The 13,344-nt window shown below is 66.3% G+C and carries 13 protein-coding genes; 5 read left to right on the top strand and 8 right to left on the bottom strand.

The features are described 5' to 3' along the window. Positions 1 to 449 precede the first annotated feature (449 nt). Both BLA15945_RS29460 and BLA15945_RS29455 read left to right on the top strand, forming a co-directional pair. On the top strand, positions 450 to 2,618 hold the full coding sequence (locus tag BLA15945_RS29460; RefSeq protein WP_174994057.1) for a hypothetical protein: 2,169 nt from the start codon (positions 450 to 452) through the stop codon (positions 2,616 to 2,618). 7 nt (positions 2,619 to 2,625) lie between these two features. Then, on the top strand, positions 2,626 to 3,333 hold the full coding sequence (locus tag BLA15945_RS29455; RefSeq protein WP_174994056.1) for a DUF3142 domain-containing protein: 708 nt from the start codon (positions 2,626 to 2,628) through the stop codon (positions 3,331 to 3,333). Between the two features lie 43 nt (positions 3,334 to 3,376). Here the strand turns inward: BLA15945_RS29455 and BLA15945_RS29450 are convergent, their stop codons facing one another. After that, positions 3,377 to 3,751, bottom strand: coding sequence for a gamma-glutamylcyclotransferase family protein (locus BLA15945_RS29450; RefSeq protein ID WP_059242147.1), 375 nt, complete (start codon positions 3,749 to 3,751; stop codon positions 3,377 to 3,379). A 58-nt stretch (positions 3,752 to 3,809) separates the two neighbouring features. After that, complete coding sequence (locus tag BLA15945_RS29445; protein ID WP_174994055.1) at positions 3,810 to 4,445, bottom strand: LysE family translocator; 636 nt, start codon at positions 4,443 to 4,445, stop codon at positions 3,810 to 3,812. Between the two features lie 165 nt (positions 4,446 to 4,610). Between BLA15945_RS29445 and BLA15945_RS29440 the strand changes: the two genes are divergently transcribed. Beyond that, on the top strand, positions 4,611 to 5,531 hold the full coding sequence (locus tag BLA15945_RS29440) for a LysR substrate-binding domain-containing protein (protein ID WP_174994054.1): 921 nt from the start codon (positions 4,611 to 4,613) through the stop codon (positions 5,529 to 5,531). 96 nt (positions 5,532 to 5,627) lie between these two features. On the opposite strand, the gene BLA15945_RS29435 is transcribed toward BLA15945_RS29440, so the two are convergent. Both BLA15945_RS29435 and BLA15945_RS29430 read right to left on the bottom strand, forming a co-directional pair. Further along, positions 5,628 to 6,464 carry an alpha/beta fold hydrolase gene (locus tag BLA15945_RS29435; protein ID WP_174994053.1) on the bottom strand — a complete coding sequence of 279 codons (837 nt, stop codon included), beginning with the start codon at positions 6,462 to 6,464 and terminating at the stop codon, positions 5,628 to 5,630. Between the two features lie 153 nt (positions 6,465 to 6,617). After that, complete coding sequence (locus BLA15945_RS29430; protein WP_174994052.1) at positions 6,618 to 7,451, bottom strand: oxidoreductase; 834 nt, start codon at positions 7,449 to 7,451, stop codon at positions 6,618 to 6,620. 94 nt (positions 7,452 to 7,545) lie between these two features. On the opposite strand from BLA15945_RS29430, the gene BLA15945_RS29425 reads away from it, so the two are divergent. Beyond that, positions 7,546 to 8,517, top strand: coding sequence for an AraC family transcriptional regulator (locus tag BLA15945_RS29425; protein WP_174994051.1), 972 nt, complete (start codon positions 7,546 to 7,548; stop codon positions 8,515 to 8,517). Positions 8,518 to 8,791: 274 nt separating this feature from the next. Here the strand turns inward: BLA15945_RS29425 and BLA15945_RS29420 are convergent, their stop codons facing one another. The 3 genes from BLA15945_RS29420 to BLA15945_RS29410 are packed head-to-tail and all read right to left on the bottom strand — an operon-like array spanning position 8,792 to position 11,698. Continuing rightward, positions 8,792 to 9,727, bottom strand: a complete 936-nt coding sequence (locus tag BLA15945_RS29420; RefSeq protein WP_174994050.1) for an alpha/beta hydrolase — start codon at positions 9,725 to 9,727, stop codon at positions 8,792 to 8,794. Between the two features lies 1 nt (position 9,728). After that, positions 9,729 to 10,613 (bottom strand): alpha/beta fold hydrolase, encoded by an 885-nt coding sequence (locus tag BLA15945_RS29415; protein WP_174994049.1) that lies wholly within the window; start codon positions 10,611 to 10,613, stop codon positions 9,729 to 9,731. Positions 10,614 to 10,642: 29 nt separating this feature from the next. Next, positions 10,643 to 11,698, bottom strand: a complete 1,056-nt coding sequence (locus BLA15945_RS29410; protein ID WP_174994048.1) for a sugar phosphate isomerase/epimerase family protein — start codon at positions 11,696 to 11,698, stop codon at positions 10,643 to 10,645. 112 nt (positions 11,699 to 11,810) lie between these two features. On the opposite strand from BLA15945_RS29410, the gene BLA15945_RS29405 reads away from it, so the two are divergent. Continuing rightward, positions 11,811 to 12,404: a TetR/AcrR family transcriptional regulator gene (locus tag BLA15945_RS29405; RefSeq protein WP_174994047.1), complete on the top strand. Its 594-nt coding sequence runs from the start codon at positions 11,811 to 11,813 to the stop codon at positions 12,402 to 12,404. Positions 12,405 to 12,670: 266 nt separating this feature from the next. Here the strand turns inward: BLA15945_RS29405 and BLA15945_RS29400 are convergent, their stop codons facing one another. Further along, positions 12,671 to 13,327 carry an NUDIX hydrolase gene (locus BLA15945_RS29400; protein ID WP_233464335.1) on the bottom strand — a complete coding sequence of 219 codons (657 nt, stop codon included), beginning with the start codon at positions 13,325 to 13,327 and terminating at the stop codon, positions 12,671 to 12,673. Between the last annotated feature and the right edge of the window lie 17 nt (positions 13,328 to 13,344).

Genomic DNA, 13,344 nt, shown 5'->3' with positions numbered 1-13,344 from the left:
AATCCTCTTGTTTTCATTTGCCGGCGCACTCTCGTCTGCCGTCCGCCGCAACGACGCATCCCATCGTCCGGCCCATTGATAAGCAATACTATTTAACAGGCATGGAAACCGGCATCGGTTCGCCCCCCCTTGATGATCGATTCCGCCGTGCGGATCGACGCGAACGCCGCTTGCGGCAAACCTCCCCCGTCGGGCAGCAACGATCACGCCGGGTCGTCTTTCGTCGGATGTCCGTCACTGCCGGCTGCATCTTAATTCAAGCGATCCGGATTCAAGGTGGCGTTGCGTCCACACTGAGTGGACTTCCATTTCGCCGGGCCTGTGCTCGGCCGGGCCGGCCCGGCTGCACGCCGGCAGGCGTTGCCGCCCGTGAGGTACGATACGCGCCGGGGCAAACCGCGCCCCCTGAGAGATCCGGCCGTCGCGGCCTCCTACCCAGCACAAGAAAAATGCCAAGAAACCCATCGCTGCACCGAAACCTGTTCGCCGCGCTGGCGGCCAGCCTGCTCTGGACGCCGGCCGCCCATGCCAGCGGGGACGACGGCTGCTACGTGCCGAACACGCTCCGGCAATCTTCCTATTCGTGCGGCAACCTGCCGATCCTGACGCCCGCCAACGACACGCGCATCAACGCGATGCTGATGATGGTCGATAGCAGCAAGGTCGCGCAGGTGTTTCCGGACCCGAAGACCATCCCCGCGAAAGAGCGGATCAACCAGATCGTCGTGCCGTTCCCGATGGATTTCTCCGGATGGATCTACATCGGCCAGAAGGAGCCCGACAAGACCGGCAACGCGCCGGATGCGGATGCGTCGTCGAACCGGTATGCCGACGGCGAAGGCAGCATCTGCCGCAGCATGGGCTCGGGCTCGGACGCATTCAACGACGCCCTCGGCGGCGCCGGCGGCCTCCCCGCCGACGAGGCCACGCGCCTGCGCGCGGCGCGCGCCGACATCGCACAAAAAACCTGTGCCGCGGGCGGCGCGAGCGCCGTGTGGACGAAGCCGCCGGTCAAGTCGCCGCTCGGCCAGCAGTTCGCCGCGTATCTCGACGGCACGAACGCGTTCTACCGCGCCGACTTCCTCACCGCGACCCGGGCCTTCGCGAACGCATCGCACAGCGCGGACCCGTGGCTGAAGGAAACCGGCCTCTATATGGCCGGGCGCGCGCAATTGAACGCCGCGCAAGCCAACGCATTCGACAACGACAACCCGACGCCGTCGCGCGCACGCGTGTCGAAGGTGTCGCTCGACGCCGCGAACACGGTGTTCCGCACCTACCTGAAGGTGTATCCGCAGGGACGCTATGCGGCCTCCGCGACGGGGCTGCTGCGGCGTGTCGCGTGGCTCGGCGGCAACGTCACGCAGCAGGCCGACCTGTATGGCCACGCACTCGCGCGCTGGTCGCCGGCGACATCGAACGTGCCGCTGATGCAACTGGCAAACGAACTCGACAGCAAGCTGCTGTTCGGACCGGACTTCGACGCGCGCCAGATCCAGTCGCCCACCGTGCTCGCCACCGTCGACCTGCAGCGCATGCGCGTGTCGGACAGCAGCGATTCGACCCGCAAGCCGATGACGCTGGACGAATTGCAAGCGCAGAAGCCGCGCTTCGCGAACGCGCCCGCGCTGTACGACTACCTGCTCGCAACCTGGTATGTCCAGATCGGGCACAAGCCGGATGCCGCGCTCGAACTGCTGCCGCAGACGCCCGCCGCGCCGCTCGACTACTTCGGGCTCAGCCAGCAGGCGCTGCGCGCATTCGCGCTGGAGGACAGCGGCCAGAACGACAAGGCCCGCCAGCTGTGGCGCGACCTGGTCCCGCTCGCGAAATTCCGCTTCCAGCGCGAAATGCTGGAACTCGCGCTTGCGATCAACCTGGAGCAGGCCGGCCTCGTCAACGACGTGTTTGCCGACGATTCCGTCGTGCAGAACGCCGCGATCCGTGCAGTCCTGCTGCAGCGCACGGCCAATGCGGACCTGCTGCGCGCGCAGGCGCAGAACCAGGCGACCGGCGGCGCGCTGCGCGACACCGCGCTGTACACGCTGCTGTACAAGGAACTCACGCGCTCGCATTACGCGGAATTCATCGCCGATACCGCGCTGGTGTCCGGCACGCCCGCCGATCCGCTGAAGCCGTTCATCGCATCCGGCGCGAAGAACGAAGACGGCTACGCGTGCCTGTCCGCGCGCGACATCGCCACGGCGCTGCAGCAGAATCCCGCCGATCCGAAAGGGCTGAACTGCCTCGCCGATTTCGTGCGCCTGCATCCGCCCGCGTCCGGCCTCGAAAGCGATCCGGTGCCGCCGTGGATGCGCAGCGCGTCGAACACGTCCGCTACCCGCGTGCCGCCGACGCTCGGTGCATCGCCGTCGCAGTTCGCGGGCAAGCCGTACGAGCGGATGTCGAGCTACGTGACGGTGATGGCCGATGCGCAGGCGAACCCGAACGACCGCGCGTACGCGTTCTACCGCGCGATCAAGTGCTATGCGCCGGCCGGCTCCAACGAATGCGGCGGCAAGGACGTGCCGAAAAACACGCGCAAGCGCTGGTTCGATACGCTCAAGACTGCCTATCCGGGCAGCCCGTGGGCGCAGAAGCTCCGCTACTACTGGTAAGCGCCGCATGAAGCGCATCGCGTGCATCGCGCTGCTGCTGGCCGCGCGCGCCGCGCTGGCCGGCACCGTCGACGCTGCGCAGTACGACGCATTCTGGCTGTGGGCGGGCGTGAAGCCGCAGGCGATCGTGCACGGCGCGCGCACCGTCTACGTGCTGCAAGGGCAGATCGAGGCGTCGCCGCTTGACGAGTCGCAGGTACGCGTGATCGCGCAGGGCGTCGCGCTGCCGCCCGCGCCCGATGCGCGCGTGTGGCTCGTCTATCGTGCGCATACGCTGCGCTGGACGCCGCGCGTCACGCAGATCATGCTCGCGCAGCTCGAGCGCTGGCGTGCGTCCGGCCGCACGATCGCCGGCATCCAGATCGACTTCGATGCGCGTACGCGCCACCTGCAGGATTACCTCGAATTCCTGCGGACGCTGCGCGAGACCTTGCCCGCCGATTGCCGGCTGAGCATCACGGGGCTGCTCGACTGGAGCAGCCGCATCGATACCGGCCAGGTCAACCAGCTCAAGGGGATCGTCGACGAGGTGGTCGTGCAGACCTACCAGGGCCGCAGCACGATCCCCAACTACGCGGCCTACCTGCCGCGTGTCGCGCGGCTGCAGCTGCCGTTTCGCATCGGCGTGATCCAGGGCGGCGAGTGGGACGCGCCGCCCTACCTCGCATCGAATCCGTGGTTCCGCGGCTACGTCGTGTTCCTGCGCAACCGGTAGCGGGCGGCCACACGGCGAGGGCGATCCCGCCCGCGCGCCCGGGTCAGCCCGGGCGCGGCGAGCTCGCGTCCACGTACACCCACGCCGCAACTCCCGACTCGAGCACGACGCGGTCGCGCCGATACGCGTCGACTTCGTAGTCGTCCGCGTGCCGCAGTTCCTCGCGCGTGATCGCAAACACGGTGCCGGTCACGCGATCGCCGGACTGGCCGGTATAGGCCACCACCGGGTGATGGGTCTTCCCGCTCGTCGCGACCACTTCCGGATCGTCGATCTTCAGCATCGTCATCGCGTAGCCGGGCATCGCGTCCTCGCGACCGTCGAGCTTGCGGCCGAAGGTGGCGAGCTGCACCTGTTCGAGTTGCAGCGTGCCGTACGAAAAGAGGTGTTCGGAAAAAGCGGTAGCGGAACTGGACATGATTGAACTCGAGGAAAAAATCCGGGGCACGTGAAGCGTAACGCAGATCGCCGAAGCGCTACACGGCGCCCACGATCGTGCTGCCGAGCCCGGCGAGCGCAATTGCGAGCAGCGCGAGCGCCGACGACGCCGAGATCCATCGCTGCTTCCGGTGAATCGACGGATGGTTGATCGCGGCCATGTAGCCGGTCAGGATCGTGAAATCGACTGCGATCCACAACGCGGCCAGGATCGCCAGGCTCACGCGCGAGTCCGGCGTGATGCCGACGAACTGCGGAAAGAACGCGACGAAGAACAGCAGGTCCTTCGGGTTCGCGATGCCGACGAGGAAGCCGCGCACGATACCGGGCAACCCCCGTGGCTGCGGCACCGGTGCGCCTGCCGCCGCGTCGTGACCGGCGCGCCATTCGCCGAGCAGCGTCCGGATCGCCAGCACCGCGATGAATACGCATCCCGCGACATGCAGCCCGGCGAGCAGGCGATCGCTGACCATCACGACGCCGAACACCATCAGCATCGCGCCCGCGATCATCACGAGGCTCGCGGCATTCGCGCCCACCGCGGTCAGCACGCCCTGGCGGAAGCCGCGCCGCGCGACGGTACCCGTCACGAGCATGACGACCGGGCCGGGGGTCGCGATGAGCAGCACGATCGCGGCGAGATAGGCGAACAGCAGCGGGTAATGGAGTGACATGAATAAAAGTTGATCGACGATTCGGGAGGCGTGCCCATCACGGTGGCATCATGGAGGCTCGACGTCTCGGACGGCACGGTTTCAGCCAGTATCGCGCGTCCGGGCTGCCGGTGAAAAACGGAAAATCCTGTCTGATGACATGAGTTTTATTCATATTCAAAACCCATGAAGGCCAAATCGCTTCCCCCCGTCTATGCGCTGCGCGCGTTCGAGAGCGCCGCACGCACCGGCTCGTTCACGCTCGCCGCCGAGGAGCTGAGCCTGACGCAAAGCGCGGTCAGCAAGCACGTGAAGACGCTCGAGGCCTATTTCGGCCGGAAGCTGTTCGTCCGGCGCGGGCCCAGGATGACCGTGACGGCGGAAGCGCACATCTTCGCATCGGGCCTGAGGCGCGGGTTCCGGCAGGTCGAGGAAGCCTGCATGCTGTTCCAGACGCAGCGCGACGTGCTGCGGGTCAAGGCGCCGTCGACGCTCACGATGCGCTGGCTGCTCGACGCGCTCGCCGCCTTTCGCGCCACGCAGCCGGCGTTCGAAGTGCAGATCGCGAGCGTGTGGATGGATGTCGATACCGTCGATTTTTTCAGCGAGTCCTACGATTGCGCGATCCTGCTCGGCACCGGCAGGTTCGGCGAAAGCACGCACTGCGTGAAGCTGTTCGACGAATGGCTGATTCCGGTGTGCTCGCGCGCGACCGCGACGGTCGTGCGCGCGAACCCTTCCGCGTGCGAGCTGATCCACCCGTCGCCCGACCGGCGCGACTGGCGCCGCTGGCTCAAGGGCAGCGGTCACGATCTGGATGTGGACATCACGCGCGGGCAGGTGTTCGACATGCTCGAACAGGGGATCGCGGCGGCGATCGCCGGCCACGGGATTTCGATCGGCGACCTCGCGCTGTGCGCGAAGGCGATCGACGAGAAGCAGCTCGCGCTGCCGTTCAAGACGGCCGTCAGCACCGGTGACGCGTATTACCTCGTCTGGCCCGAGGATTCCGGCAAGGCTGCGCAGGTGCGCGAACTGCATACGTTTCTGGCAGGCCGGATGCCGCGCCTCGCGCATCCGGGTGTTCGCTTCAACGGGATGGGCTGAAACCTGGCGATCGCGCCGCCCCTTTCAACGGGGCCGGCGGATCGCCTGCCGCCGGTCACGGCGCAGCCCGCCGACGCAGGCATGCGCCCAACATCGTTACGCCTGCACGAACGCCAGCAGGTCGGCGTTCAGCACGTCCGCGTTGACCGTCAGCATGCCGTGCGAATAACCCGGGTAGGTCTTGAGCGTGCCGTTCTTCAGCAGCTTGACCGACTTCAGCGCGGAATCCGCGATCGGCACGATCTGGTCGTCCTCGCCGTGCAGCACGAGCGTCGGGACGGAGATCGACTTCAGGTCGTCGGTCTGGTCCGTTTCCGAGAACGCCTTGATGCCTTCGTAATGCGCCTTCGCGCTGCCTTCCATGCCCTGGCGCCACCAGTTGCGGATCACGCCCTGATGCACGGTTGCCCCTTCCCGGTTGAAACCGTAGAACGGGCCGCTCGGCACGTCGAGGAAGAACTGCGCACGATTGTCGGCGAGCGCCTTCCGGAAGCCGTCGAACACTTCGAGCGGCAAGCCGTCGGGATTCGACGCGGTTTTCAACATCAGCGGCGGCACCGCGCTGACCAGCACGGCCTTCGCGACGCGACCGGCCGGCTCGCCATGCTTCGCGACGTAGCGGGCCACCTCACCGCCGCCCGTCGAGTGACCGATGTGCACCGCATTGCGCAGGTCGAGCGCTTCGACGACGGCGAACGCGTCCGCAGCGTAATGATCCATGTCGTGGCCGTCCGAGACTTGCGCCGAGCGACCGTGGCCGCGCCGATCGTGCGCGATCACGCGATAACCCTTCTGGACGAAGAAGAGCATCTGCGCATCCCAGTCGTCGCCGGACAGCGGCCAGCCATGGTGGAACATGATGGGCTGCGCGTCCTTCGGGCCCCAGTCCTTGTAAAAGATCTCGACGTGATCCTTCGTGGTGACGTATGGCATCGCGATGACTCCTGTGAGGTGAATGAACATGGCGCACTCGCCGGCAGCCATTATCGGACATTAATGTGAAATCCCGATGCCATGACAGGCCACGCGGGCCGATCATCCGCCGACAGGAAATGAACGGCGCCGTTGCGTTGCGCACCGCGCGCGTCAGCCGTCCGTCGAAACCGTCACGGCCTCCCACGCGCGGATTTCGTCGTCCAGTGCCGACAGTTTGTTCCGCACCAGCCGCAGCGCATCGCTGCCGAGCAACAGGTGCGCGGGCGGGTGTTCGGCTGCCATGACGGCGAGCATCGCCCGCGCGGCCTTCGCGGGGTCGCCCAACTGCTTGCCGCTCTTGTCCTCGCGCGCCTGGCGGATCGGGTCGAACAGTGCGTCGTAGTCGGCGATCGAGCGTGGCGTGCGCGCCATCGAGCGGCCGGCCCAGTCGGTGCGGAACGAACCCGGCGCAACGGCCGTCACGGCCACGCCGAACGGCGCGAGCTCCTTGCCGAGCGTTTCGGAAATGCCCTCCAGTGCGAATTTGCTGCCGCAGTAGTAGGCGATGCCCGGCATCGTGACGTGACCGCCCATCGACGTGATGTTCAGGATGCGGCCGCGCCGACGCTCGCGCATGAACGGCACGACCGCCTTCATCATCGCGACCGCGCCGAATACGTTCACGTCGAACTGCCGGCGCATCTCCGCGAGCGGCGCTTCCTCCATGATCCCCTCGTGCCCGTAGCCCGCGTTGTTCACCAGCACGTCGACCGGCCCGACGTTCGCCTCGATGTCCGCGACGACGCCGTCGATGCGCTCGAAGTCGGTCACGTCGAGCACGCGTGCAACCGCCGCCTGCGCGGACAGCGCCTCGAATTCCCGCGCCGCCTGCGCGCTTCGCACCGTGCCGACCACCGTGTGACCGGCCGCCAGCGCCTCCTGTGCCAGCGCGCGACCGAAGCCGCTGCTGACGCCCGTGATGAGCATGATGTTGCCTGATGCCATGTGTGCTTCTCCCGAATGTCGATTGAAGCATGCATACTAGTCTGACGATCGATGTCGATTAAGCCCGATTCCGCTGATTTTCTTGCACAAAACTATGAGCACGGCCCCCACCTCCGCCCGACCTCCGTCGCTGCCGCCGCGCGACCGGAAGCGCCTGGTCACGCTGCTGCGCGCGCTGGCGCCCGACGAAGGCTACAACCTGACGGCGCTGCCGAGCGTGCGCATCCTGCGCTCGAACCGCGCGCTGTCGCGCACGCCGGTGCTGTACGACCCGGGTATCGTGATCGTGTGCCAGGGATCCAAGCGCGGCTACTTCGGCGGCGAGCGCTATCGGTATGACGAGCACCATTACCTGGCCGTCGCCGTGCCCGTCCCGTTCAGCATGGAAACCGACGCCACGCCCGAGCGCCCGCTGCTCGCGCTGTACCTGCACCTCGATTTCACGCTGGCCGCCGAACTCGCCGCGCAGATCGACCGCGAAGGCAGCGCGGAACCCGTGCAGGCGCCGAGGAGCATGATGTCGACGCCGATGGACGCAGCGATGCACGCGTCGGTACTGCGGTTCGTCGAGGCGATGCACCGGCCGCTCGATGCCGCGGTGCTCGGCCCGGCGCTGCTGCGCGAGCTGTATTTCCGCGTGCTCACCGGCGCGCAGGGCAGCGCGATGCGCAGTGCGCTCGCGATGCGCGGGCAGTTCGGCCGGATCGGCCGGTCGTTGCGCCTGATCCATGCCGACTACGCGCAGCCGCTCGACGTATCGCAACTGGCCGGCGAAGCCGGCATGAGCGTGCCGAGCTTTCACAGTCACTTCAAGGCGATCACGCAGGTGTCGCCGATGCAGTACCTGAAGTCGACGCGCCTGCATCAGGCACGGCTGTTGATGGTGCGTCAGGACCTGACGGCGGAGGCGGCCGGCTATGCGGTCGGCTATACGAGCCCGTCGCAGTTCAGCCGGGAATTCAAGCGCCTGTTCGGCCTGACGCCCGCGAAGGAGACGCAGCGCATGCGCGAGAGCTTCGCGATTCCGGAGCCGTTCGAGGATGCGGTGTTCGTGTCGTCGCATTGACGCGGGAACCGCGAGCGGCACATGCACGATGCCGGCCGGTCCGCACCGCCCCCATGCATGCCCTCCTTGCACCGATCGGCCATGACCGCGCGTTGCGCGGGCATGCCGCCATCACCCGGAAAGCACGGACCAACCCGGGCGATGACATCGGCCGGCATGGCCGGACAATCGACATCGATGTGGATGCCGCGGGCATGCCGGATGCAGTCGCGCACACGAACGGGTCCATCCCGTCCATCGGCGCTGCGCATCGAAACCACGCGCAACCGGATCGCTATCGGAAGACGCGGCGCATCTCCGCTCCGACCTGCTCGAACACTTGACGCGCGGCCGGCGTCACGCCGCCCATGTGAATGCAGCCATGGACCATTCCGGGCAGCACACGCAGATTGACCGGCACCTTGGCATGCCGCAAACGCTTCGCGTACGCTTCCGCTTCGTCGCGCAACGGATCGAATTCACACACGAGCAACGTGACGGGCGGCAACCCCTCGTGCGATCGCGCACGCAGCGGCGACACGTAAGGCGATCGTCCGTCGGCCGGATCGTCCAGGTACATTGCGTAGCAGTACTGCATGACCTCTTTGGTCAGATAGTAGCCCTGCCCGTAAGTGCCATAGGACACCGTGTCCATCGACGCATCGAGCGGCGGATACAGCAACAGCTGATGCGCGATGGCAGGGCCACCTTGCTCGCGGGCTACCAGACACGCCGCCGCCGCGAGGTTGCCCCCGGCACTGTCGCCGCCGACGGCGATGCGCCCGGGGTCGAGCCCGAGGTTGCCCGCGTGTCGGCACACCCAGGCAAGCGCATCGCAGAAGTCCTCCAGCGGCCCCGGGAACGGATGCTCGGGCGCAAGCCGGTAATCGACCGACAGCACGACGCACCGCGTCGCGTTGGCCAACGCGCGGCAAGGATTGTCGTAGAGCTCGAGCGTACCCAGGCACCACCCGCCACCATGCGCATAAACGATGGCCGGTTGCGGTAACCCGCCATCCCCGATGTCGTGCGGCCAATAGGCACGCACGCGTATCTGTCGCCCGCAGCGCGTCGGCACCTCAAGGGTTTCCATGCGGCTGATCGATTCCAATGGCCCATGCCACGCCCGCAGCGCGCCATCCGTGGCCTCCCGCAACTCGGTCAGGGACGAAGGTGGTTCGCCCACGGCCAGTTGTGCCAGCAACGCTGCAATGTTCGCGTCGACCGGCATCTCAGCGGCTCCGTTCCAGGAACGGGAGCAGGTGCCCGATAAACACCTCGGGCGCCTCCTCCATCACGAAGTGGCCGCAGTCGGGCACGATCGCGCCCTGCAAGTCGGTCACGTTGTCGCGCATGGTAACCAGCGGCGCGTCGCGGGTGGCGTGTTCCGCGCCGATGGCGAGCACCGGCATCGTCAGCTTGCGCGTCGCCCGCGCCTGATTCTGGCGAATCGTCTCCGGTATCGCGCGATAGTAGGAGAAACCACCCCGCAGGCCACCCGGCGATGAATAGGCATCGACGTAGACCTCGACGGCCACGCGGTCGCGCCGGAACGACCAGCGGTCGAACATGAACTCCAGATAGGCCCGCTCACGCCCCGCAATCAGCGTTTCGGGCAGGTCGGCCAGCTGGTTGAACATGAAATGCCACAGGAAGATGTTTTCTTCCGGTGGCGCGAAGATCGAAGGCGCGGGCGCCAGCCCGGGGATCACCGCCTCGGTCAGGACCAGCGCCGTCACGGCCTCGGGCCGGTCGCTGGCCAGCGCATAGGCCACCCACATCCCGACATCGTGGCCTGCCACCTGGTACGCGTCGAAGCCGAGTTCCACCATCACACGATGCATGATCGCGGCCGTGTGCCCCGTGTCGTAACCCTCGTGAGGCCGGTCGGAATAGCCGGTGCCCGGCGGGTCGACCGCAATGGCCATGAAGCCCCGTTCTTCGAGTGCGCGCATGACGTGGCGCCACGCGTACCAGGTCTGCGGCCACCCGGGAATCAGCAGGACGGGAGCGCCCGTGCCGGCGATGACGCAATGGATTCGCTGGCCGTCGATGCGGATGTATTGATGCGTAAAGCCTTCGAAGCCGGCCGACGGAGACAGAAGTTGAGCGGACATTTGATTTTCCGTAGTGATGTGGGAGCGGCTCACGCCAGGCCGAGCATGGTGTGGATTTGCCGTGCATCGACCGCGGCACCGGCGAAATCGTCGAACGCGCGCTCCGTCACGCGGATCGTGTGGTCGTTGATGAACGCCACGCCTTCGCGTGCGCCATCCTCCTGGTTCTTCAGGCAACACTCCCACTCCAGGACCGCCCAGCCCGGGTAGTCGTACTGCGCGAGCTTGGAAAAGATCGCCTTGAAATCGACTTGACCGTCGCCAAGCGAACGGAAACGACCCGCACGATCGAGCCATGAACTGTAGCCGCCATAGACGCCTTGCCGCCCCGAAGGCTGGAATTCCGCGTCCTTCACATGGAACATGCGGATGTGTTCGCGGTAGATGTCGATGTAGGCCAGATAGTCCAGCTGCTGCATCACGAAATGGCTGGGATCGAACAGGATCTTGCAACGCGCGTGCTGGTCGACCAACGCGTGGAATCGTTCGAACGAGACGCCGTCATGCAGATCTTCGCTGGGGTGGATCTCGTAACACAGGTTGACGCCGTTGTCGTCGCAGACATCGAGAATCGGGCGCCAGCGGCGCGCCAGTTCATCGAAGGCCGCCTCGATCAGGCCCGCGGGCCGTTGCGGAAACGGAAACAGGTAGGGCCATGCCAACGAGCCCGAGAAGGTGCCCATCTCGGTGAGCCCCAGGCGGCGTGACGCGCGTGCCGCCAGCTCGAGTCGCTCCAGCGCCCATGCCGTGCGCCTGGCCGGATTGCCGCGCAAGGGCGCCGGGACGAAGTTGTCGCACATCGCGTCGTACGCCGGATGCACCGCCACCAGTTGCCCGAAGATATGCGTCGTCAACTCGCTGATCTCCAGGCCGTGCCCGGCCAGCATGCCCTTCACTTCGTCGCAGTAGTCCTGGCTGTGCGCCGCGGTCTCCACATCGAACAAGCGCCGCTCCCAGGCGGGAATCTGCAACGCCTTGAAACCAAGGCCGGCAGCCCATTGCGCGATGTTCGGCAAGTTGTCGAAAGGTGCGACGTCGGCAGCGAACTGCGCAAGATGGAGGCTGGGCCCTTTGAGGGTACGCATGTGCATGTCCTATTCTTTGTTGATCGACAAAGAATAGGACATGGGAATATCCCGTGTCAACACGGCACGCGATAAAATCGGCGCAACGACGGATCGGCAGACGAGAGAGGCAATGGCAGGAAGACCGAGGGAATTTGATCGCGACACGGCCTTGAAACAGGCGATGCTGGTGTTTTGGCGACGCGGCTACGAAGGCACGTCGATGTCCGACCTGGTCGAAGTCATGGGCATCGCCTCCGCACGCATCTACGCCGCCTTTGGCAGCAAGGAGGCCCTGTTCCAGGAAGCCGTGGCGCTCTACGAGCAAAGCGACGGCGGTTTCGCCGACCGCGCGCTCCGGGAAACGAATGTCCGCGTGGCCATCGAGACGATGCTGCATGAGGCGATAGCCACCTATACCAGGCGCGGCCGCCCTCATGGTTGCATGGTGGTCTCATCCGCCACGAACTACTCGGCCAGCAACGAAGGCGTCATGGCGTGGCTGACCGAACATCGCCGAGCCCGGACGCAATCGATCCTCGAGCGCCTGCGAGAAGCGCTGGCCCAGGGCCAGCTCAAGCCTGGCACCGATGTCGGCGCATTGGCCGATTTTTACGCCGTGCAGTTGCATGGCATTTCCGTCCAGTCCCGCGACGGCGTATCGAAGGATCGCCTGCTGGCCGCCGTCGGGCCGGCGATGATGCCGCTGGATCTGGCGCTGCGCTAGCGAACCAGCGGCATCGTCCCGTGCTCGTCGGCATCGCGATCAGGGACGCGCGTTGTGCAAGCACGTTGGCGCCGGTTTCAAGCAGAATCGCCAACACGGCCTCGACCTGGGGCGACACGCGCCATCTGTTCGCGGAACCCGCACGACGCCCGTCGTTGTGCAAGCGCGTCTGGCCGCGCCGCCGGTCGAAGCGCACCACGCTGGCGACGTAAGTTTCCGCCGTCTGCATGCGCGGCCTTTGCGAGCCCGACGCCCGATGCATGCACCTAGCCGGGACGGGCCTGCTCGCCGTGCGCGGTGTCGAGCACGAGACCGGCCAGCGACTTCAGGATGAATGCGGTCACGCCCCAGATGTCCTGCGGCTGGTCGGCCCAATACCAGCCACCGGCACGTTCGCCGTCGCTGTATTGCCGCGGCAGATCCGGGTTCAGCAGCGCGGAGAACGGAAACTCGAAGATCTCCTCGACTTCGGCCGGTGCGGCTTCCCATGCGGCGGCTTCCGGCACGAGGCCGATCACCGGAAAAATCGCGTGGTGGCGCTTGCGGGTCTTGTGAATCGGCATGGACCCGACGACCTGCACCGCGCCGGGATCGAGGCCGATTTCCTCGAACGCTTCGCGCAGCGCCGTTGCGCCGATGCCGGCATCCGACTCCGCCGGACGCCCGCCCGGAAAACTCACGTGCGACGAGTATTCGCTGAGCCCCGACGATCGCTTGGTCAGCAGGATCGTCGGCTCGCGCCGCGTGACGATCGCGACCAGGACCGCGGAGAATTTCCACTGGCCGTCGTTGTCCGCGAGGGAGTGCTTCGCCGTCGACCAGTCCGTTGCGGCGGGAATCCGGAAGCCTTCCACACCGCGCACGATTGCGTCCAGCGCGCCCTGCCGCGAATCGGCGTTCGGGACGCCGCTGTCGGATTTCATGTCTCCTCCTTCCTGCA

The organism is Burkholderia arboris (genome assembly GCF_902499125.1).
Taxonomy (GTDB): Bacteria; Pseudomonadota; Gammaproteobacteria; order Burkholderiales; family Burkholderiaceae; genus Burkholderia; species Burkholderia arboris.
The sequence above is the reverse complement of the archived record's forward strand: the minus strand, read 5'-3'. Positions and strand labels throughout refer to the sequence as shown.

What these genes read in the sequence shown, in the direction of transcription:
- BLA15945_RS29460 (WP_174994057.1), top strand. Translation starts at nt 450, where the DNA reads ATGCCAAGAAACCCATCGCTGCACCGAAACCTGTTCGCCGCGCTGGCG.
- BLA15945_RS29455 (WP_174994056.1), top strand. Translation starts at nt 2,626, where the DNA reads ATGAAGCGCATCGCGTGCATCGCGCTGCTGCTGGCCGCGCGCGCCGCG.
- BLA15945_RS29450 (WP_059242147.1), bottom strand. Translation starts at nt 3,751, where the DNA reads ATGTCCAGTTCCGCTACCGCTTTTTCCGAACACCTCTTTTCGTACGGC.
- BLA15945_RS29445 (WP_174994055.1), bottom strand. Translation starts at nt 4,445, where the DNA reads ATGTCACTCCATTACCCGCTGCTGTTCGCCTATCTCGCCGCGATCGTG.
- BLA15945_RS29440 (WP_174994054.1), top strand. Translation starts at nt 4,611, where the DNA reads ATGAAGGCCAAATCGCTTCCCCCCGTCTATGCGCTGCGCGCGTTCGAG.
- BLA15945_RS29435 (WP_174994053.1), bottom strand. Translation starts at nt 6,464, where the DNA reads ATGCCATACGTCACCACGAAGGATCACGTCGAGATCTTTTACAAGGAC.
- BLA15945_RS29430 (WP_174994052.1), bottom strand. Translation starts at nt 7,451, where the DNA reads ATGGCATCAGGCAACATCATGCTCATCACGGGCGTCAGCAGCGGCTTC.
- BLA15945_RS29425 (WP_174994051.1), top strand. Translation starts at nt 7,546, where the DNA reads ATGAGCACGGCCCCCACCTCCGCCCGACCTCCGTCGCTGCCGCCGCGC.
- BLA15945_RS29420 (WP_174994050.1), bottom strand. Translation starts at nt 9,727, where the DNA reads ATGCCGGTCGACGCGAACATTGCAGCGTTGCTGGCACAACTGGCCGTG.
- BLA15945_RS29415 (WP_174994049.1), bottom strand. Translation starts at nt 10,613, where the DNA reads ATGTCCGCTCAACTTCTGTCTCCGTCGGCCGGCTTCGAAGGCTTTACG.
- BLA15945_RS29410 (WP_174994048.1), bottom strand. Translation starts at nt 11,698, where the DNA reads ATGCGTACCCTCAAAGGGCCCAGCCTCCATCTTGCGCAGTTCGCTGCC.
- BLA15945_RS29405 (WP_174994047.1), top strand. Translation starts at nt 11,811, where the DNA reads ATGGCAGGAAGACCGAGGGAATTTGATCGCGACACGGCCTTGAAACAG.
- BLA15945_RS29400 (WP_233464335.1), bottom strand. Translation starts at nt 13,327, where the DNA reads ATGAAATCCGACAGCGGCGTCCCGAACGCCGATTCGCGGCAGGGCGCG.